This window comes from Mesorhizobium sp. P160219 (assembly GCF_057786095.1).
Genome location: NZ_JBYNWG010000001.1, coordinates 5,763,034 through 5,781,311, shown reverse-complemented (window position 1 = coordinate 5,781,311; position 18,278 = coordinate 5,763,034). Strand labels below are relative to the sequence as shown.

Here is an 18,278-nt window from a genome sequence, read left to right as displayed (position 1 = left end):
AGGTTCCCGCAAACACCGCCCTACGATGGCTAAATCCCTCGAAGGCGCTGATTTGCACCTCACCGTGTCAGCTGCCGACGCGGCCATAAGGAGAGAGGACCCGCCTCCCCAAATTCTCACGGACGAACGCGGATAACCGTCTTTCCTGCACGTCGGTCCGTTGAGTTGAAGGTGCCGATGGCATCATCCAAGCTCGAAACCTTGCCAATGTTCGTCCGCAGTCGTCCATCGCGGATCCGCTGCACTATCTCAGAAAGCTGGGGGCGATCAGCCTCGACGACGAAGTCAACGGTCAGGCCATCGGCAGGTCGAATGTCCGTTGGTCCAACGACTGTGACAAGGATACCTCCGGCCCGGACGAGCGTTGCGGATCGCTTCTGGAAATCGCCGCCGATGACATCGAACACCAGATCGACGCCGCCTACATCTTCAAGCGTGTCTTTTGCGAGGTCGAGGAATTCATTTGCACCGAAGTCGAGCGCTTTCTGGCGGTCGGCGGCCCGCCCGGTGCCGATCACATAGGCTCCAGCCTCCCTGGCAAGCTGCGCCACCATCGAACCGACGGCACCGGCAGCGCCATGCGCGAGAACGCTCTGCCCGGCCTTGATGCGGCCATGCTGAAACAGCCCCTGCCAAGCGGTTAGGCCGGAGATCGGCAGGCTAGCGCCCACCGTAAAGTCGACATCGCCGGGCAGCGGCGCGAGGTTACGGGCCTCCATGGCAACATACTCGGCGAGGGTGCCGTCGCGATGCCAGTCCGCGAGGCCGAACACCCGCTGACCGATAGAAAGCCCTGTGGTGCCGTAGCCGAGCGCAGTGACCACACCAGCCAGTTCGTGGCCGAGGATCGAAGAGGTCCGGTCACGGAAGGCTCGGTCGGCCCACGTCGAGGGCCACTCCAGTTCGGTGTTGACGAATCCTGCCGCATGAACCTGTACGACCACGTCGTTAATTGCCGCCCGAGGCTCGGGCAGCTCCACCAGCTTCATCCCGGCCGTTCCTGCAGTCTGGTCCGTCGCTACGATTGCTTTCATGGGGATTGTCTCCTCACCGTTGGGGTAAATTGCGGCCGCGGAGGATCTTTCGATGTCTCGCGCAGAGTTGGCGTCGGTTCATCGTTGGCGACCGCGAGCGGAAGTTAAGCAATCTCGTCGGATTCTTCCAGCACGGGTAAACTTGCAGTCGTGAACACCTATGCCCTCGCAATTTCACACACTTCAAGCATGTGGAACACGTCATGCAAACTTCACCCCGAGCCAAAAGCGCAACTATCAGCAAGGATCCTGACGAATGGACGACTGGTGACGAGCCAATGACTCCGTCGCAAGCTTCCTACTTGAAAACATTATGTGAGCAGGCGGGCGACGACAGAAGCTACGCCGAAGATCTAAGCAAAGCCGAGGCCTCGAAGCGAATCGACGCGCTAAGGAGTGAGCTCAAGCTCTAAAGGCGCTGGGAGAGACCTACGACAGGTTGAAGGTCGCCAGTTTCGCGGTATTTGGCCTGTGATCTGGACGGTCCAAATGGTGAAGGTGGTAGAGTTCGCTAACGATCTTCCACTCTCCTGCGATCTTGAGCAGGGAAAGATAGTCGGTGAACCTTGTGGTTCCAAATTCGTCCTCAACCTTCACAGTGGCTGCATCGCCCGTAATGTCGAGCGATGCGACTGTCCAGTTGGGGCTGGTGTTCGGCGGCAAGCCCGCACCCATCACCTCGCCGACATAGGCATCGACACTCAGCCATTCGACCGCGCCCTGGAAGTTACCGATGATTCATGCGCGTGGGTGGAAGGCTGCCCGCAGCCCTTCTTCGGCACCGGTGGACATGGCCAAAACGTAGCCTTCAATGGTAGCGGTAATAAGACTTTCATCGGTCTGTGACATCGAGGCCTCTCCACGCCAGTGTTTGCAGCGGTCAGAGCATGGAAGGACCGATCCTTGCTGACAACAGGCAAACGGTTATTCGGACCAGTTGGGTCCGTTTCCTTTGTTGCTTTCGCGGTTACTTCTGACGACGCCTCGCGCCAAAGGCCGCCAGAAAATCAAGTCGAGTTGAGGGTGTGTCGCAAGCTCCCTACTTCCGAAACGAGTCGGCGCCCTGTGGTTTTGAAGCGAGTTCGCTGTTTCAACCGCCTCGTTCTGTTCAACAACGAGGGCCTTGCGTTGCGGCTGCTTTGATCGAATGCAAGCGTCCGGAGTACGAGTAACCAACTCTCTTGCCGGTCGAGTACAACTTTACCGGCACCGTGGCCTAGCTATGCGCGCAAGCCTTCATGTGGGGGAGAGGCCAGCAGTGCTGCAGTGATGCCTTCCCTTCTGCAGCGAAAGCCCCAGCAGGCAAATCAAAGTAGCCAGCTCGAAGCGCTGTCCGGCCAGAAGAGGCAGTTTCACTACAACGCCCCGCTTCGACGTTCGCGAGCAGCAGAAGTGTCTCGGTCGTTGCTGACAGCCGGAATAGCGGTCGTATCGGTATCCATTCTGGAGCAGATAATAGCAGGCTACACTTATCAGCAAGTGCTTATGAGCAGGCTTTCCGCGTGTAGACAACGAGGCAGCTAGATTGTCTTTATCCACCGTGCCGCACGGTTGGGAAGGCGACCAGAGCCGATGTGAAGGGGACTAGGCAAGCTAATATTCGCTTGCGGTAATTTAAAAGTGCCGTGACGTCATGCTCAGCCTTTTGGGGAGGCGCAACGGTGGGGAGTATGATGAGAGTAGCTGTGTTTTGCGCGGCGATCGTGATCGCTGGGACTGGTGTCGCTGTTGCCAAGGAGAAGAAGGTGGTGGTGAGTGACGCCACGGACCTTTGCTCTACGAAGCACTCGGCCAAGAAGCAGGTGCTCGAGCTAGACTGCAGGCCGACCGGAACCGCCAAATTGCCGGCCGGTGGAACGCCGGAAAAGCCGCGCCTTGGATACGACACCGATCCGTGGCTGGTTAAAGGCCTTTAGACACTAGGCGACGGCAACACAGCGCGGCTAAGGGGATTGTGCGCTGGCGGTGAAGCCTTCATTGTTCTCTCATCGGCGGAACATTGTCGCCTGGAAACGCTTCGGACGGTGCACTGCCCCATCAGTGCAACGTTCCCTTCCTTGTTTGCACTGGCCGGCTGCCGAAAGGTGGCCGGCTTTTTTGTATATAACCGCGACCTGATGTTTGGGGCTTGTTGATTGGACAGCAGCGAGTGGCCGCTGCTGGCTTAGCGTCCAGGATTGGAATCTGTAAAGGCGAGATCACCAAGGCAGGGATGACCAGACTAAATAACGGTGTCGGCCCGGCTGCACAGCTGGGCCAAGGCTGGAAAGAGTTCCGCTCCCGCCCAGCCGTGCCCAGCACCATACGCATCGCACCTGGGCGCAAGCCGTACCAATGGCTCGCCCGCCGCGCCTTTTCGGCAGGAATCCCTCGGCCTCATCACAATGGAGGGCGACATTCGCAGCGCCCTATGGAACCCCCCAGAGTGACATAGGCTGTTTCATGGAACTTGCTGATGACATCAGGAGACCTGTTAAGCATGCCAGTTGTTCGCGCTCTTAGCTCAGATGCAGGTTTGACTCTGCCCAGTGCGTCGGTCGGGGAAGCGAGAACTAGGAACCGGGAGTGCTACGAATAGATTGCCGCAGTCGACCTTTTATCAGAGCATGGCAAGGGCTGCCTTTCTCCCCACGTTGGCAGTCGTCCTGTTGCTCGCCCTATTGCCAGACCACCTGCTGCACGCCCTCGGATTGGCCTTTACGTCTCATCACGACAAGCTCAACCACGCCGCCGCGTTCGCCACCTTGTCGGCTTTGGGTAGCCTCGGCTGGCCCCAACAGGTGGTCCGGCTGGCGGTTCTACTTGCTTTAACGGGCGCAGCGATCGAAATCCTTCAATGCGTCACAGGGCGTGACATGAGTGTCTTCGACTGGTTTGCCGACTGCGCCGGCATGGCATACGGGCTGAGAACTATGAGCTGGGTAAAGGAGATTCTAGGCGAACCGGTTATTTGATCGCCACAGGCTCCGCCTTACCGCCGCCGTCTTGGCCCCACTTGCCAGCCTCACGCCGGGGCGCCTTTCGAACCCTCGCTTTTGCCATTCAATTCCGACGCAAAGGTCAATAGCAAGGCGAATAGGTTTCAGGGCCGCTCACCATTTTAGACTTAGGTCCGATTCTTTCGCGCAAATGGCCGTAGCCGGAAACATTTCTCCTTCTACTTTGTTGCAGTGGCCGTGCCGCTGAGGAGAACATGCACAGTGCCTCTATCAAATGAACTGCGCGACGTACCTTTAGAATTCCAATGCCCCTCCTGTTCACGCCCTATGGTGAGAAGGGGATCCTGGCTGAAAACGATTGCCGGTTTCAAATGCGATAGCTGCAGGTCCAGAGTGCGGCTCGGCTACGAAGAGAAGCTGGCCATATTCGACCGGCACCTTAAGCGAGGCGCGCCGGATCTGGGCCGACGACCAATGGAGTGCGATCCCGGTAACGGTTCCTGAGAGTGTGTCGGCAATTCAAGCTCCAACTGCTTGCTTGCGGTCTGCCGCAAGTCCAAGCTTTCATCTGGTCGCAGGGTCAGGCGGCTCTTTCGTCCGTACGGAACCGATGATGGCGAGAGGTTTCGATGCGCTCGGAGCACTGAGCAGGTCGACACGTTTCTGGTAGCGACCACCAATCTCTAGCTGACCGCTTCGACGCTCTGACGAGGCGCGAGCAACTTGATCTTCAATAGTCTTTTTCGAGCCAGCATGCTCGCCGCCTCTGCGATACGGTCTCCGTAAGCATCGGCGACGAATGATAGCGTCGACAGGTCGATAATGAGGTCGTCGATCGCGCCCGCCAAGACACTGGACCCGCGCCCAAATTGATGCACCAGCGCCCGCACTTCCTTAAGTGCCGTCGAGGCTTCACCCGCATCCAGCAGCGCCTCGATGTCATCGAAAACCTGCATCCCGACCCTCCCGCTTTAAAACGGTGGCAATTTCGCGCGAAAAGAAAGCGCCTGCCAAGGTTCTCACGCGCGAAGGCGGCTATTCAGACAACAAGAAAGACCCTGGTGGCCCAACGATGAAGGGGCGTCCATGGAGGGCGTTCAGCGAGACGCAACCGAGATCCGGCGCGACATTAAACGACAGCGATGCTTGAGCCGCGCTCTCTTACGAGCAATCCACGCAGCGCCCAGCCGCCAGCCGATCGAAGATGTACGCCAAGACCGACAAGCTGGTGCAGCGTTTTGCCAAGGCTGAAGACGCGGTGAAATCCCTCAGCGACGACATGACCGGGGTGAGGCGGCCACTGCCGAGGTGACCCGGTGGAACTTGATGGGCCTCGGCGCATGGCGCCCACTGCATCGCAGCGGCGGCGCTCGCGTCGCTAGTTACGCCCTATTCGTCTATCTGGCGCGAGCTGCGTGGCAGATCACGAGTTCTATCCGTGCTGCTGAGTCAGCAGAATTCCACACCACCTCCGGATAGGCCGTCTAGATCCGGTAGCCGCACATTCTTGAGCACATTGTACGATTGTTACGCAAAGCAGCGGCCGCATCGACTCTCATCATCTTGGAACTACATTGCCACGATGGCTCAGCTCTTTGAATCCGACCCAGTGAACGCTTCATATCAGCTGATCGTGGACCACTATGAGACAGCGGTTTCACTCCAGGAGCGCATTGTCACTCGCGTTCGACAACGCGGTTTGTCAACGAAAAGTGATGACGAATTCCTGGAGCATCTGAACGCCGTCTTAGCGCGGGCGCGCCAAAGGTTGGCTCGGGCCGATCAATGCAATTAAATTAAGAATGGGACATCCGCGGTCCGCAGGCATAGAATGTGCCATCGACGGCAACTCCAAGGGCGTCCGTCGGCTGTGAGCGATCAACATGCTTCCGCCCCCAATAGGGAGAGGGAGCTATGACAGCCTCCAGTTCACAAACTCACACTGCCGCGCAACGCGACACCGGCCAAAATTCGATCTATCGCAATTCGCTGCTGCTTCGAATGTGCTCGGCAGACTTGGCATTGCTGCAACCTCATTTCGAAAGCGTCTCCCTTGGGCTGAAGACGCATCTCGAAGTGGCGGGGTCACCAATCAGCACCGTGTACTTCTTCGAGAGCGGTCTCGGGTCAGTGGTGGGCGAGCTGCGGCCTGGTATCGAAGCTGAGATCGGAATCATTGGTTGTGAGGGCATGACCGGCTCAGCGCTCGTCATGGGCGATGACCGATCAACGCACGATTGTTACGTCCAATTAGAGGCCCGAGCCTTTGTTATCGACGCGGGCCTCTTCACCAAGGCGCTTTTGACAAGCCCCACCCTGCGAAGTTTTCTGCTCCGCTACGTTCACTACTTTCACCTCCAGGCAAGCTTCACCGCGCTCAGCAATGCCCGGATGAACATCGTCGACAGGCTCTCAAGATGGCTGGTGATGTGCGATGATCGCGTCGACGGGAACAGCTTTGCGATTACGCACGAGTTCTTGTCAGTTATGCTCGGTGTCAGGCGGCCCGGCGTCACCATAGCGCTGCAAACCTTGGAGGGCCAAGGTCTGATACGCTCAACGCGAGGAGAGGTAGTCATTCTTGATCGCGCGCGACTAATTGCGCTGGCTGATGGGTCATATGGCAGGGCTGAAGCCGAATACGCTCGGCTAGTCGGCAAACTGCATTGACGGAAGACGCCGCGCCCGTGCACAGTGCCCCTGCAAAAGAGCCCGCCGGCTGAGCCACGGGTGTTTTTGCGTCAGGCGGGAACATTCTCGCTCTGAGGCTGTTTGGCCACAATCGGCTCGTTCTTCAGTGGTCCGTGCCGGTGACCAAGATGCGCCCCTCACTTGTCATGGTCGGCCCGCGCAGCCTCGGAAGCAGGCGCGGGCCATCCCATCAAGCCCTAGCCCCACGGCAGGGGCTTTTTGCTGTTCGGATCTGATGCGTTCCTGGCGGGAGTAAATACTGTCACTCCGTACCGAGGTGAGTTCCTCCCGGAAATGATGCATGAGCGCTCGCTCTTCCGCCAGACATGATCGGAGCGACCGTGCCATTTCGATACAAAGGCATGATTCTATTGCGTAATCTTTGCTCATCGTCGCATTCAAACTCGCGCTGAGTCTGTTTGTTCCATGGGCAAGAGCGCCTAGCTATTGAAAACCGAGCGACTTCTTTCGTTTGCCGCTTTAGGTATTGCGCAAGAGCAACACCTAAATGTGAGTTACCGCGACCTCGGCGCCTCTGTTTGACAATCGTGGCGGCCTCACTGCATTTTTCGCGTTGAGGGACAAACGTGGGGATCCTGCATGAAGAAGCCTTATCAGAAGCCTGAATTGAAGAAGCGCGCGAAGCTCTCGGCCGTAACGGCTGTGTGCACGCCATCAACCTGCACCGATGAGTGAGGAACCTTTAGGCCCAAGGCGTTTTGCCGAATTCACACTAGAGAGGGAATGCAGTGAAGAAAGAATACAGGAAGCCGGTACTGACCAAACGTGGGCGTCTCAGCGCGGTGACGGCGGGAGGGTTACCTAGTGTTATTGTCTTGCCGCCTGAGCCCCTATAACCCAACGAGTGCCCTGCAACACAAGCCCGCTGGCCTCGGTCGGCGGGCTTTTCCTTTGTTTTAGGAACAACGAGTAAATGGAAAAGTTGGTCCACCGCAGTGCTCGGTGAGGATGCCTTACCGCTGCCGGCCGGCGGCAAAGGGTCCGGCCCGCGCTTTCCTTCCTAGTGTGTCGTGGCCCTGAAGCTGCCAAGTTGTTCCTGCCTCACTGATCCAGTTCAAGCGGATCGTGATCTGGTTGCTCGTGCCACATCACTTGGCGGAAATCGCGTTTGTCGACCTGCTGACCGCAGATCGGGCATGCGTGAAATCGATCGCCCCGGTCCTGCGGTTGGTGTGGCTTGCCGGGGATAGGCGGTCCAAGGTCGGCTATTCTAGTCATGCTCGACCGAACACGATGCTGCGCAAAAGTTCCGTCAGTTTGGTCTCTCAGTTGGTGAAAGAAATCGCACCAAAAGCGGTAGTCATCTGGTCGACCGTCGAAATGAGCCTCCAAAGCGCAGTGCGCTCCGGCGTTCGCCGCTTCCATCCCATAGAGTTCGATCTCAGATTGATCTCTGTCGACGAAGATCGGCAATCTTCAAAGCGGCAAAATCACCGCTCTGCGTCCCGAGCCTCCGTGGACCGAATATTCCCACCTCTAACGGCGACCTATATGATCCCCTCATGGCAACTCTGCGGTACGAGGTAAGGCGGGAACCGGATGGGACGTGGACAGTGTTCGACGTGTTCACCGGCCAGCCGGCTATTGTAGCGGGCCACCCATCTGTCGACCTTCCCGACATGGATTATGCCGAAGAGCTGGCCGCCATCCTGAATGCCAACGACCTGAAGCAGAGGCTATCTCACGGGAGGTTCCCCGGAGGGTTTGCCTGACCGAAGTGGCATTAGCCCCCGTCGTGTTGCCCATCCAGGATGGTTCGTCCGATCCGAACAAGCAATTGTTATTGATCTACCGGCTACGACGGTCGTAAGTCGACTTGCCATTGCTTTTCGTAGGAGGACGTGATGGGCAACGTGGTGCCAATCTGGAAGGTCGCGCCTTGCGTGCAAGTGGTCGGAGCGAGTGGCGAATGGGTCGTCCGCATCATTGAAACTGACCAGGAGATTACACGCTCATTCGCCCTGGAATCGTTCGCGCTGTCCTTCGCGGAAGGCCAGCGCATACGCCTCCATCTCGACAGGGTTGTGCGGCTTTAGGGCACTCCTGCGGCTGGGTACCCTCAGGGCCGCGACGGTGATGGCCGATGGATGTGCTTGAACCAGAGATTGCCGATCTCCTGCATTGCCGACATATGCTGGTAATCCGCTAAAACCAAAGAAGGAGGCGATCTAACCCGATCGCGCCAACCAAGGCCAACACATAGGCGATTGCAATTCCTATAATCGCTGGGAGAACGAAAATGGCCGACGCCATGGTTGGGGAACCCGGGTGGGTAGGCGCCGGCCACAAGCGGAACAGGCCCGCCGCGGACACACATGCTGATTTGTCATGAGGTGGTTATGGTGTGATCGCGTAAGAGCTTAGATGACCGGAACCTAATAAACGCCGCGCGCTTATCTGCTCATGAGCACGCGCGGCGCAAACTTTCTGCAGAAGTGGATTTCGAACAAGGTCCCCAATACCGTCGGTGCCGGTATAATCTCCATTGCCGAGCTGACCCAAGAGCTTTTCGCCGATGCTAAAGCGCTCGGCATCAAATCCACGGAGATCGAGGAAGACGTCGGCAGCGCCTACGAAGCGATCCTCAACGCGATTGTCCGTCGCAACGACCACCTGGCAAACTGATCATGTCGCGCTGCTAAGGGCGAGATACAGCGATAGAACAGGTCTTCCTTTGTTTGGCAGCCCTGTAGTCAGCTTCCCACGGCAATGCGTCGAAGTCGGGCTTGTGCCCCGCTTCACGGTAGGCGGCCTGAGTGAGGAAACTTGCTTTGTCCCGCTCCACGACGCAGACAAACGGCGGATTCCCCGGGCACCTGTAAACGCCTACAGCTTTGTCCATGCGACAGGTGTGCTACGGGTGCTCGAAGATGTCGTCCTTCATTGCGATGACAGAACATGAGCGAGGATAGCAGCGGCCCGGCATCACTGAAGGTGCGGGTTGGTTGGTAGCAAAGCCCGTAGATATCGCTCGAGCGGCCACTACGGCCACCTTGCTGATGCGCCAGAAGTCCTGGCGGAACCCGCCACATTTCGCCGGGACATGGATCAATCGCGCAGGGCCATCCGAGCCTCACGCGAACTGCTGAAGCGCCTTCGTAAACGTATCGCAACGACATGGCGCAAGGTTGGGACGATGCCGATCCGGCTACTGTTGCCGTCTCCGCGCTCCAAGGCCGACGTTCTCCATTCAAGGCCTAGTAAGCGAAACGGGTCCGCCTGGGTCTCGATTGCGCGATTTAGCCGAGGCCCTGGTGCACGACTTCACTGGGTGCGAGCGGATCGAGGCTGGCTTGGTGGACTGGATCATCGCAAGTAGCGCGGTCCATGAGCGGCCCAGCAGCTGGTTGCGGGGGGACTTTGCAGCGGGTGGCTGCTGGGCCTGACCGGGTGGGGGGTGGGGCGTCCACGCCGGCTCGCGAACATATGCGCACTCCCGCCGGTGCCAGCGAAACATACAAACCAACGAAGGAAGCGATCTAACCAGCGATCGCCATTTCCGAGCCAACGCCTGAGCCTTTTATGAGACCTAAGCGCAGCTTGCCGCATGGTCCCAATTTGGGACGATAGTTTGGCACCCATATTGCACCCACATCTTTCGCCGGCTGATCCCCGGTCCTGATCGCGTACTCTGATCAGGGGTAAGGCTCGCCGGGCTCGAGGTAGTTGGGGTCTTCGCCCGGCGAGTTGTCTAGCAATGCTCAGTTATGTGATGCCATACACCGAAATGCCGCAAGCATTCCGCTGTTGTGCATCGTCCGACCAAGGTCCGATCGGCGAGGTGACTATTCGCCTGAGGAGGTACCATGACGTCCCGAAAAACGCTGTTGGCAGCGCTTGCCGCGCTTGCACTAGTGACCGCTCCTGCTTTCGCTGGCGCGGGCGGAAACGGTGGTGGTCACGGCAATGGCGGTGGTCACGGCAATGGCGGTGGTCACGGCAATGGCGGTGGTCACGGCAATAGCGGCAAGTCCGGCAACAGCGGCGGGAAGTCCGGCAACAGCGCTTCGCACGGCAAGTCGGCATCGGCTCACGCCGGAAAGAAGGCCTCGACCGACGACCAGGTCGCCGTCGACGACATTGAGGTCGCCGCGACGCCCAAGGACAAGAACATCCACGCCAAGCTTGGCCGGCTGAACTCGCTGCAGCGCAACATCAACGCTTATATGAACTCCAAGAGCAAGAAATTCGCGGGCGTTCAGGCTTATGTGACAGCGTCGGCGGCCGCAAAGAGCGCCCAAGCCGCGGTAGATGCCGCCCAAGCCGAAGTCGACGCGTTGAACGCCAAATTGAACGACCCGAATACTCCGGCCGACCAAGTCCCGACTCAGGAGCAGATCGATGCAGCGCAGGCGGCGCTCGATGCCGCCAATATAGCGGCGGCCGATGCTGTTGCCGCCGTCCCATCGCTGGATGACGCGCTCGCCGAGATGGCCAACAAGCCGGTCGACGCCGAGGTCACCGAATGGGCCAACGGCGTGCTTGCCGAGAAGATCGACGAGATGGCTGCCAAACAGGCTCCTGAGCCAACACTTTAAGACCCGTCACAGCTGAAGCGATGCTAGCCGAACGTTCAAGCCGCCGGGTTACACCCCCGGCGGCTTTTGGTGGCTCGACGGAACCACTCAGGGAAATGCGTTACGCAGCGATGAGCCATGCTCCGTTCACCGGCTTTTTGTACATTAGCGGAACCTGAAATTTGGGGGCTTGTTGATAGAACGGCAGCGAGTGGGTGATCGCTGCTGGTCGAGGTCCCGCAAGACTCGGCCGGGCTCGCACCACCTCGCCGGTCGGTGCGAGCCCACCGTCGCGCGACCTAGCGAGCTTCCCTTTCTCCGCCCCTATTTAATACTAGGGGACGGTGGTTTCACCATCACGCGCAATCGCATCTGGTCGATCGTTGCGACGATGGCAGCCGCCAGCGCTTCCGCCTCAAAATCAGGTCCGCCGCAACTCAATCGATAGCTGATTCTTGACGTTGCGTCAGGTGGGGTTCAGACTACGCCTTCTTCGCCCGTTCCGCCGGCGCCTTAACCTCGGCCTTCCGACCTAGACCAGACGCCTTCGCAAGGGCCGATCGCTTCGCGGCGTAGTTCGGCGCGACCATCGGGTAGTCGTGAGACAAGCCCCACTTCTCCCGGTATTCGTCGGGAGTCATGCCAAGTAGGCCAAGGTGGCGTTTCATAGACTTGAATTTCCGGCCGTCTTCCAGGCTGATTATGTGATCCGGGAACACAGACTTTTTCGGACTTACGGCAGGCACAAGCTCTTTCGCAGCCGGTGCGATCTGGCTACTCAAACCTGACAATGAAGCGTGCACAGATGCAATCAGGTCGGGCAAGTTGGCGACCGGTAGTGGGTTATTGGCCACGTATGCGGAAACGACGTCCGCTGTAAGTTCCGCCAGTTCGACAGCATGGTTGTCTTCGTCGGTCATGTGTTGGATCCCTTGTCTATGGGACCTCGCTAACGGAACCAACTCTAGGTGCGCAAGCTCACATGTGCCTGCGGTGAAGTGGCCAAATTCCACGCTTAGTCACCGTATGAAATAGCGATATTGACGTGCTTATAGGTATCGCTCGCCTTCGCCGCGGTGCTCCATGCAGAACCAGTGCGACGCCAGACGTCATTGATCGGGCCGTCAGGCACGCAGTTGATGAAGGCAACCGTGTTGCCGGCCAAGAAAATTGGATAGGCTTGTGGACGCCTATGCTCGATGAGGTGAAATCGACGATAAGGAGCCGAGGCGCTCTCCTCGTCTGCCTGCAAACCATCTCGTTCATGGCAGATCATCGACAGCCGACCGGTGTTGGGAGTCCGAGTTTCGACTGCTCGAAGGCAACCACTTTGACGGAGAAGGCCGTGTGCTCCGAAGACCACCTGTGGGCGAAGGATCGCGCGATGAACGCGATCTATTTGTACATTCGGGGCTTCAACAACATGAAGGGGCGTAAGGCCTTGCTGGCCGACCAACGCAAATGGCTCCAGCACCGAAACTCATGTGGTGGAGATAGTTCCTGTATCAATCAGTCATATGACGGCCGCTTTCAGCTAATGAAGGGCATCGACATATCAGTGCCGGTCAACGATTGATAAAGTAATGCGTTCGTCGCAGATCGAGCGCCGCAAGACTCCGGGCTGGGAATGGTCCGTTGGCCCGAAGTAACAACCCTTGCGCGCGTACCCACTTCGAGGTCGTCACCGATGAAGCTGGTCCATGATAGTCAGGCCGCCGGTGGCCAGGCGCCAACCTCCCGTGCGAAACTCCGGCAACCCAGTTTTTTTGATGCGTGACTATTTTGCTACAGCCTTTCAAAGGGATGCGCTCTACTCTTGAGATGGATGGGGCAGAAATTCATGATCAAGATTCTCTACGCATCGGTTGCTCTCGCTGGTTTGGCCGCGCCGGCGTATGCCGAGGACACCAATTGGACAGGCTTCTACGCTGGGGCGGAAATCGGGGCCGGGTTTTCGACACCTGGGTTCGAAGGCGATGCGCTCGCAACCGGATCGCAGTTCAACGACGACGCTTTTGTTGGCGGGATCTACGTAGGCCACGACTGGCAGCATGGGCAGTTCGTCTATGGCGCGGTCGCAAACTTAGATTTCCTGGGATTCAACAATCAGTCGGTCACACACGCCGATCCGGTTTTTGGCGGCAAAACCGATTCCTACGGTTATGATTTGGACTGGGTCGCTTCGGCTCGCGCCAGAGCGGGCTATCTGGCTTCCGATCAAATCCTGCTCTACGGAACCGCCGGTGTGGCAGTGACGCGGGTTGAAGCCTCATCGGCATTCAACGGATTTCTCGGTGGCACGGATACCATTCGCAAGACCCGTGTTGGCGGGGCCTTCGGTGCCGGCGTGGAATATGCCTTCGCACCCAACTGGTCTTTCAAGACAGAGTATAGTCAATATCTGTTCGGGAAGGTCGATGTCGGCGGAGACGGAGGTCCGCCAGTGGCTTTCAAACCATCATTTGGAACGTTGAATTTCGGCATCGCCTATCGCTTCTAGCGATTTCGCGGACGGCCGACGGAAGCAGCTGTGTCGCGCACGAAATTGCGCGGCAATCCCGGTCCCTGAAAAACCGGCAGCTTGGAGACAGCCTTCAGTCTCTGTTTGAATTCGGCCAGCGTCACAGCAAAGATCAGCTGGTCGAGCCTCTGACCGCTTTTGGCATCGAGCCTGTGCGAGAGCAGCTCTGCCTCCTGCCTCAGCATGCCAAATCGGCAACCTGCCACCGCGGCGCGATTGCGGGCGAGTGGCTCAAAAGTCAGCTTCTCCAGCTTGCGTTCCATGAACAGATGCCAAACAGCGAGGGTGATGGCCTCGATGGAAATTTGCAGCCGGCGTTCTTCCTTCTCTCCAATGATCAAGTGCAGCGATCCAAGCCGGTGCCGCATATCGATGTCAACCATGACAAGACCGATGGCTTCGTTGTCCAATGTGCGAACTGCCATCAGATTTCGGCTGAAGTTGTCGAAGCTTGCGACATAGGACCGAAAGGCATCAATCCCGATCGAAGCCGGCATGTTCAAACCGGCGGCGACGGCCGGGTCGAGGAGCCATTTCGCAGAGCGTTCGTCGACTTCGCTTGGTCTGAAGGTGCGCAGGCGACACATCTCGCCAGCTCGATCAACCAGGATCGGCTTTGGACCGAAGGGTGATATCGGCGCACCCAACCGAGGTCCTGCCTGACGCATTTTAGGCATTATCAACTTCTCGCGAAATCTGGATCTAAGTGTCGTCTACTCCAGAAAACCAAGATAAGCGATGCATCTGTCTTCTCATCCTCGCGGGTTCGGGCAAGACACAACGGATCAAGCCCGCAGATCCCACTGACTGGCTAAGTGGTGGGCTTCGGGGAGGCACGGTGTTCGAATAAATTCGTGCGGCCTGGGCCACAGCGACCAGAGAGTTCCGTGCTAGCCTCAACGATTTCCCTGTTAGTTCGGTTAGGGAAATTTCACTTAACGCATTGAAACTGCGCTGGGATTTCCGTGCATATTGGCCCAAGATTTCAAAAACACCTGAAATTCGCTGTTTTTCAGCGCCTAACAGGGAAATCGACCAGAGACTGGTTCGCACGTGACTGCCACCACCACCAGTTTATTATATATCAATACCTTACGCCTAATTATTTGAGTTTGAGTTGAGCGTTATCGGGTAAATCTATGGCTTCTGGGCAAAATGGTTTTGGGGCCCGTTCGTCAATTTTCTCCGTCTCGTTGATGGCACTGTCACACCTAGCCCAAGCCCCCTGGGTTCGAAATACCCTGCAAGGATGCCTGCGGCAATCGGCGGCAACGACGTGCAATTAGGCGGGTTCTGAACTCGGCCGCAGTCTCAAAATGCGCTTGCCAGTTCGGTTGATCTGTGCGGATCTGGCAGCCAATTCCGACAGAATTCTCTTACCCAGCCCGGACAGGTAAAGGCTGAGGAAATCATGAGAATGGTAATCGGTAATGTCCCCAACCGCATCGTTTTCCATCGGTCGTGCTTTGAAATAGATCTCAATCGCGACCGCGACGGCGCCGTGTACTTGACGCCGGTGCAGCTCAAGGCGTGGTGAGAGCCGCCACCAATCGAAGTCCTCGAGGTCTCCTTTCGGGTGCATGACGCGTTTTTCCACACGTGGGCTCGACCCCTACTTGGTGAAGTGTCGGAAACGCAGCGTACTCCTTTCAACGGGCAAGAATTGCAGCGGAATCCGACGCGGGCAACCGAGCGTTCAGATTATGTCAGCCCTGCGCGCCAATTGTTCGCTTGTCATCACGGATTGCAGGTGGTGCCGAATATCCGGCAGCAGCCCGGTGACGCTCCGATTGTGCCGTTGGATGCAAGTGAAAAAAACTACCGGGCAATCAAAGCAGACATTTCTGGACTGTTTGCCGACCGGGGCGGAGTTTGGTGTAACGCTTGAACTTCAGCCAGGACCGAAATGGCCTTACCGTCCGATCCAGATCACGACGCCCGCGAAACACTTCGACTGATCGGTCCCGATCCGCAAAATTGGGTGCCGGATCGGGAGGGCATCGACCACAATGTCTTTGTCGTTGGCGGCGGGCAGACGGGCGCGACCTTCGCCTTCGCGTTGAGGCGGGCCGGCATCGGCAAGGTCACGGTCATCGATGCGGCGCCGGATGAGGGCAAGGCCGGCATCTGGCTCACGCATGCGCGGATGAACCGGCTGCGAACACCAAAGGGCCTGCCGGGACCGGAACTCGGCCTGCCGGGCCTGAGCTTTCAGTCCTGGTACGAAGCGCGCCATGGTGCCGAAGCCTATGCCGGCTTCGACCGCATCGCGCGGACGGATTGGGCGAACTACCTGAAATGGTATCGCGACTTTCTCGGCATTGGCATTCGCTACGGCACGCGTCTCCTTCGCATCGAGCCGGCTGACGGGTATCTTCGCCTCCACCTCGATGCCGGCGGCACGCCATTGATCGAAACGGCGCGGAAGATCATTCTGGCCAATGGCTTTGGGGGCAGCGGCGGTCCAATGATACCGGCGGTGCTCGCTGCTCTGCCCCAGGGCTTTGTCGCACACAGTTCTGCGGCAATCGATTTTGCCTCGCTCAAGGGCAAAGCGGTCGCTGTCGTCGGGTCGGCGGCTTCGGCATTCGATGCGGCGGGGACAGCCCTTGAGGCCGGCGCGCAATCGGTGCGCCTGTTCGCGCGGCGCACCAGTATCGCCAGCGTGCCGATCAACCGCGTGCGGGGTTATCCCGGCGCCTATGACAACTATCCGCGCTTGCCCGATCCGGTGCGCTGGCGCCAGGCACTGCGCTTCCGCGAGGCCGGTTCGACGCCACCGCCCGATGCCGTGGAGCGGGTAGTGCGGCACAAGAATTTCCACCTGCATCTCGGTGCCCCCTGGACGAATGCGGATATCGACGGCGGCAAGGTCGTCACCGACATCGGCGCCGAGACGTTCGCTTTCGACTTCGTCATCGCCGGCACCGGCTATTTCGCCGACCCGACGCGCAAGCCGGAATTTAGCGATTTCGCCGCCTCGATCCGGCTGTGGCGTGACCAATACGCGCCGGCGGAAGGCGAACTGGATGAATTTTTCGGCGCCCATCCCTATCTCGGCCTCGGCCATGAATTCCTCGAGAAAGCGCTGGGGGAGGCGCCGTTCCTGAGGAACATCCACGTCTTCAATCCAGGCGGCTTCGTCAGTTTCGGCCTGCCGATAGGCGATGTTCCGTCGATCAGGCGCGACGTGCCGGCTGTCGTCGCCCGCATCAGCCGCGATCTCTTCCTTGCCGATCTCGACAGCCATGAGAGCCGCATCACCGGCAGCCATCCGGCCGAGTTCGGGGAGGAGGCCTACGCCTCTGCCGTCTGGCGGCCGGCACAGACCATTGCGGCGGAATAGACGCATTCCATGGACAAACGCATGACCTTCAGCCCTGACCTTTCCGACCCGTTCGTCGCCACGGCGGTCGAGCTGCGCACCATCTTCGATCGCGATGCGGTGGCGCGCGACAAGGCCGGTGGACGACCGGTCGAGCAGATCCGCCTGCTCAAGGAAAGTGGACTGCCGTCGGCGCAGATTCCCAAAAACTATGGCGGCAAGGGCGCGCCCTGGCTGTCGGTGCTGCGCGTCGTGCGCGAATTTGCCCGCACCGATGGTTCGCTAGCCCATCTCTACGGCTACCATCATCTGCCGCTCAACGGCGTGTTGTTTCGCGGTACGGACGCGCAGAAGGACCAACTGCTGACACGCTCGGCCCGCGAGAACTGGGTCTGGGGCAATTCCGGCAACGCCATGTCGAAGACCTCTACGGCCAGGCGCAACGGCTCGGGCTGGATCCTGAACGGCTTCCGGCCGTTCTCTTCCGGCTCGCACATCGCCGACTATATCCAGGTGGCATGGGAAGACGGCCAGGACCGCCTGGCAGCTGCGATCCCGGCCGATCGTGAAGGTATCGTCATCGAGGATGACTGGGATGGCGTCGGCCAGCGGCAGACGGGTTCCGGTAAAGTCACGTTCAAGGATGTGCATATCGGTGATGACGAACTGATCGGCTCGCCCGCCGTGCCGCTGACGCCGTTCCAGACGCTGATTTCACTCTTCCAGCAGGCGGTCCTGCTCAACCTCTTCGTCGGCAGCGCGCAAGGAGCGCTGAGCGAAGGCCGCGACTATACGGTCTCGCAATCGCGACCCTGGGTCTATTCCGGCTATGAGAACCACACCGACGATCCGTTCGTTCAGCGCAAATATGGCGATCTCTATATCCGCACGCTGGCTGCCGCCGAACTCGCCGATGTGGCGGCGCGCAGCCTCGATGCCGCCTATGGCAAGGGCGAGGCCTTGACCCTGGAGCAGCGCGGACAGACGGCGATCGACCTTGCCACCGCCAATGTCTATGCCGGGCAAATCGGTCTCGACGCATCGAGCGAGGTTTTCGAGGTGATGGGCGCCCGCTCGGCCACCAAGGCCAATGGCTATGACAGGTTCTGGCGCAATGTGCGCACGCACACGCTGCACAACCCGGCCGAATACAAGAAGCGCACCATCGGCACCTGGTTGCTGACCGGGGAATTCCCGGTCGGCGGGTTGTATCGCTGAGGAGGCGCGGAA

The 18,278-nt window shown here is 58.7% G+C and carries 21 protein-coding genes; 13 read left to right on the top strand and 8 right to left on the bottom strand.

The features are described from left to right. Positions 1-116: 116 nt before the first annotated feature. A complete protein-coding gene (locus AC3EMP_RS27915; RefSeq protein ID WP_352544961.1) occupies positions 117-1,034 on the bottom strand; it encodes an NADP-dependent oxidoreductase in 918 nt (305 codons plus the stop codon). A 203-nt stretch (positions 1,035-1,237) separates the two neighbouring features. Here AC3EMP_RS27915 and AC3EMP_RS27910 point away from each other — a divergent pair, with 203 nt between their 5' ends. Beyond that, entirely contained in the window at positions 1,238-1,447 is a 210-nt protein-coding gene (locus AC3EMP_RS27910) for a DUF3072 domain-containing protein (protein WP_023712903.1), read from the top strand. Between the two features lie 16 nt (positions 1,448-1,463). On the opposite strand, the gene AC3EMP_RS27905 is transcribed toward AC3EMP_RS27910, so the two are convergent. Continuing rightward, the gene (locus tag AC3EMP_RS27905; protein ID WP_352843016.1) at positions 1,464-1,769 is read right to left on the bottom strand and encodes a nuclear transport factor 2 family protein; all 306 of its coding nucleotides are present in this window, start codon (positions 1,767-1,769) and stop codon (positions 1,464-1,466) included. 935 nt (positions 1,770-2,704) lie between these two features. On the opposite strand from AC3EMP_RS27905, the gene AC3EMP_RS27900 reads away from it, so the two are divergent. Both AC3EMP_RS27900 and AC3EMP_RS27895 read left to right on the top strand, forming a co-directional pair. Further along, positions 2,705-2,950, top strand: a complete 246-nt coding sequence (locus AC3EMP_RS27900; protein ID WP_023737208.1) for a hypothetical protein — start codon at positions 2,705-2,707, stop codon at positions 2,948-2,950. Positions 2,951-3,613: 663 nt separating this feature from the next. After that, entirely contained in the window at positions 3,614-3,988 is a 375-nt protein-coding gene (locus AC3EMP_RS27895) for a VanZ family protein (RefSeq protein WP_352712143.1), read from the top strand. 668 nt (positions 3,989-4,656) lie between these two features. Here the strand turns inward: AC3EMP_RS27895 and AC3EMP_RS27890 are convergent. Continuing rightward, positions 4,657-4,929: a hypothetical protein gene (locus AC3EMP_RS27890; protein WP_023708226.1), complete on the bottom strand. Its 273-nt coding sequence runs from the start codon at positions 4,927-4,929 to the stop codon at positions 4,657-4,659. Between AC3EMP_RS27890 and AC3EMP_RS27885 the strand changes: the two genes are divergently transcribed. Together AC3EMP_RS27885 and AC3EMP_RS27880 are read left to right on the top strand one after the other, a co-directional pair. Next, a complete protein-coding gene (locus AC3EMP_RS27885) occupies positions 4,872-5,123 on the top strand; it encodes a glycosyl hydrolase 108 family protein (protein WP_352842982.1) in 252 nt (83 codons plus the stop codon). The two genes, AC3EMP_RS27890 and AC3EMP_RS27885, sit on opposite strands and share 58 nt — an antisense overlap. A 764-nt stretch (positions 5,124-5,887) precedes the next feature. Beyond that, positions 5,888-6,643 (top strand): Crp/Fnr family transcriptional regulator, encoded by a 756-nt coding sequence (locus AC3EMP_RS27880; protein ID WP_352712145.1) that lies wholly within the window; start codon positions 5,888-5,890, stop codon positions 6,641-6,643. A 1,083-nt stretch (positions 6,644-7,726) separates the two neighbouring features. On the opposite strand, the gene AC3EMP_RS27875 is transcribed toward AC3EMP_RS27880, so the two are convergent. Then, positions 7,727-8,098 carry a hypothetical protein gene (locus AC3EMP_RS27875; RefSeq protein ID WP_488494699.1) on the bottom strand — a complete coding sequence of 124 codons (372 nt, stop codon included), beginning with the start codon at positions 8,096-8,098 and terminating at the stop codon, positions 7,727-7,729. Between the two features lie 89 nt (positions 8,099-8,187). Here AC3EMP_RS27875 and AC3EMP_RS27870 point away from each other — a divergent pair, with 89 nt between their 5' ends. The 4 genes from AC3EMP_RS27870 to AC3EMP_RS27855 all read left to right on the top strand — a co-directional run bounded on the left by AC3EMP_RS27870 (position 8,188) and on the right by AC3EMP_RS27855 (position 11,223). After that, entirely contained in the window at positions 8,188-8,397 is a 210-nt protein-coding gene (locus AC3EMP_RS27870) for a hypothetical protein (RefSeq protein ID WP_352712146.1), read from the top strand. Positions 8,398-8,529: 132 nt separating this feature from the next. Continuing rightward, entirely contained in the window at positions 8,530-8,721 is a 192-nt protein-coding gene (locus AC3EMP_RS27865; RefSeq protein ID WP_352544966.1) for a hypothetical protein, read from the top strand. A 367-nt stretch (positions 8,722-9,088) separates the two neighbouring features. After that, complete coding sequence (locus AC3EMP_RS27860; protein WP_352544967.1) at positions 9,089-9,310, top strand: DUF768 domain-containing protein; 222 nt, start codon at positions 9,089-9,091, stop codon at positions 9,308-9,310. Positions 9,311-10,491: 1,181 nt separating this feature from the next. Further along, entirely contained in the window at positions 10,492-11,223 is a 732-nt protein-coding gene (locus AC3EMP_RS27855) for a hypothetical protein (RefSeq protein WP_352712147.1), read from the top strand. A 461-nt stretch (positions 11,224-11,684) separates the two neighbouring features. Here the strand turns inward: AC3EMP_RS27855 and AC3EMP_RS27850 are convergent, their stop codons facing one another. Beyond that, positions 11,685-12,122: a Ros/MucR family transcriptional regulator gene (locus AC3EMP_RS27850; RefSeq protein ID WP_352712149.1), complete on the bottom strand. Its 438-nt coding sequence runs from the start codon at positions 12,120-12,122 to the stop codon at positions 11,685-11,687. A 95-nt stretch (positions 12,123-12,217) separates the two neighbouring features. After that, positions 12,218-12,478: a hypothetical protein gene (locus AC3EMP_RS27845; protein ID WP_352712176.1), complete on the bottom strand. Its 261-nt coding sequence runs from the start codon at positions 12,476-12,478 to the stop codon at positions 12,218-12,220. Here AC3EMP_RS27845 and AC3EMP_RS27840 point away from each other — a divergent pair. After that, positions 12,395-12,778 (top strand): lysozyme inhibitor LprI family protein, encoded by a 384-nt coding sequence (locus tag AC3EMP_RS27840; RefSeq protein ID WP_352842978.1) that lies wholly within the window; start codon positions 12,395-12,397, stop codon positions 12,776-12,778. The two genes, AC3EMP_RS27845 and AC3EMP_RS27840, sit on opposite strands and share 84 nt — an antisense overlap. A 264-nt stretch (positions 12,779-13,042) precedes the next feature. After that, positions 13,043-13,702: an outer membrane protein gene (locus tag AC3EMP_RS27835; RefSeq protein WP_352712151.1), complete on the top strand. Its 660-nt coding sequence runs from the start codon at positions 13,043-13,045 to the stop codon at positions 13,700-13,702. On the opposite strand, the gene AC3EMP_RS27830 is transcribed toward AC3EMP_RS27835, so the two are convergent. Beyond that, entirely contained in the window at positions 13,699-14,400 is a 702-nt protein-coding gene (locus AC3EMP_RS27830) for a GNAT family N-acetyltransferase (protein ID WP_352712153.1), read from the bottom strand. The genes AC3EMP_RS27835 and AC3EMP_RS27830 overlap by 4 nt on opposite strands. 605 nt (positions 14,401-15,005) lie before the next feature. Further along, positions 15,006-15,320, bottom strand: coding sequence for a hypothetical protein (locus tag AC3EMP_RS27825; protein WP_031251556.1), 315 nt, complete (start codon positions 15,318-15,320; stop codon positions 15,006-15,008). Between the two features lie 309 nt (positions 15,321-15,629). Between AC3EMP_RS27825 and AC3EMP_RS27820 the strand changes: the two genes are divergently transcribed. Beyond that, positions 15,630-17,069 (top strand): NAD(P)-binding domain-containing protein, encoded by a 1,440-nt coding sequence (locus tag AC3EMP_RS27820; RefSeq protein ID WP_352497537.1) that lies wholly within the window; start codon positions 15,630-15,632, stop codon positions 17,067-17,069. A gap of 21 nt (positions 17,070-17,090) precedes the next feature. After that, positions 17,091-18,266, top strand: coding sequence for an acyl-CoA dehydrogenase family protein (locus tag AC3EMP_RS27815; RefSeq protein WP_023670851.1), 1,176 nt, complete (start codon positions 17,091-17,093; stop codon positions 18,264-18,266). Positions 18,267-18,278 lie beyond the last annotated feature (12 nt).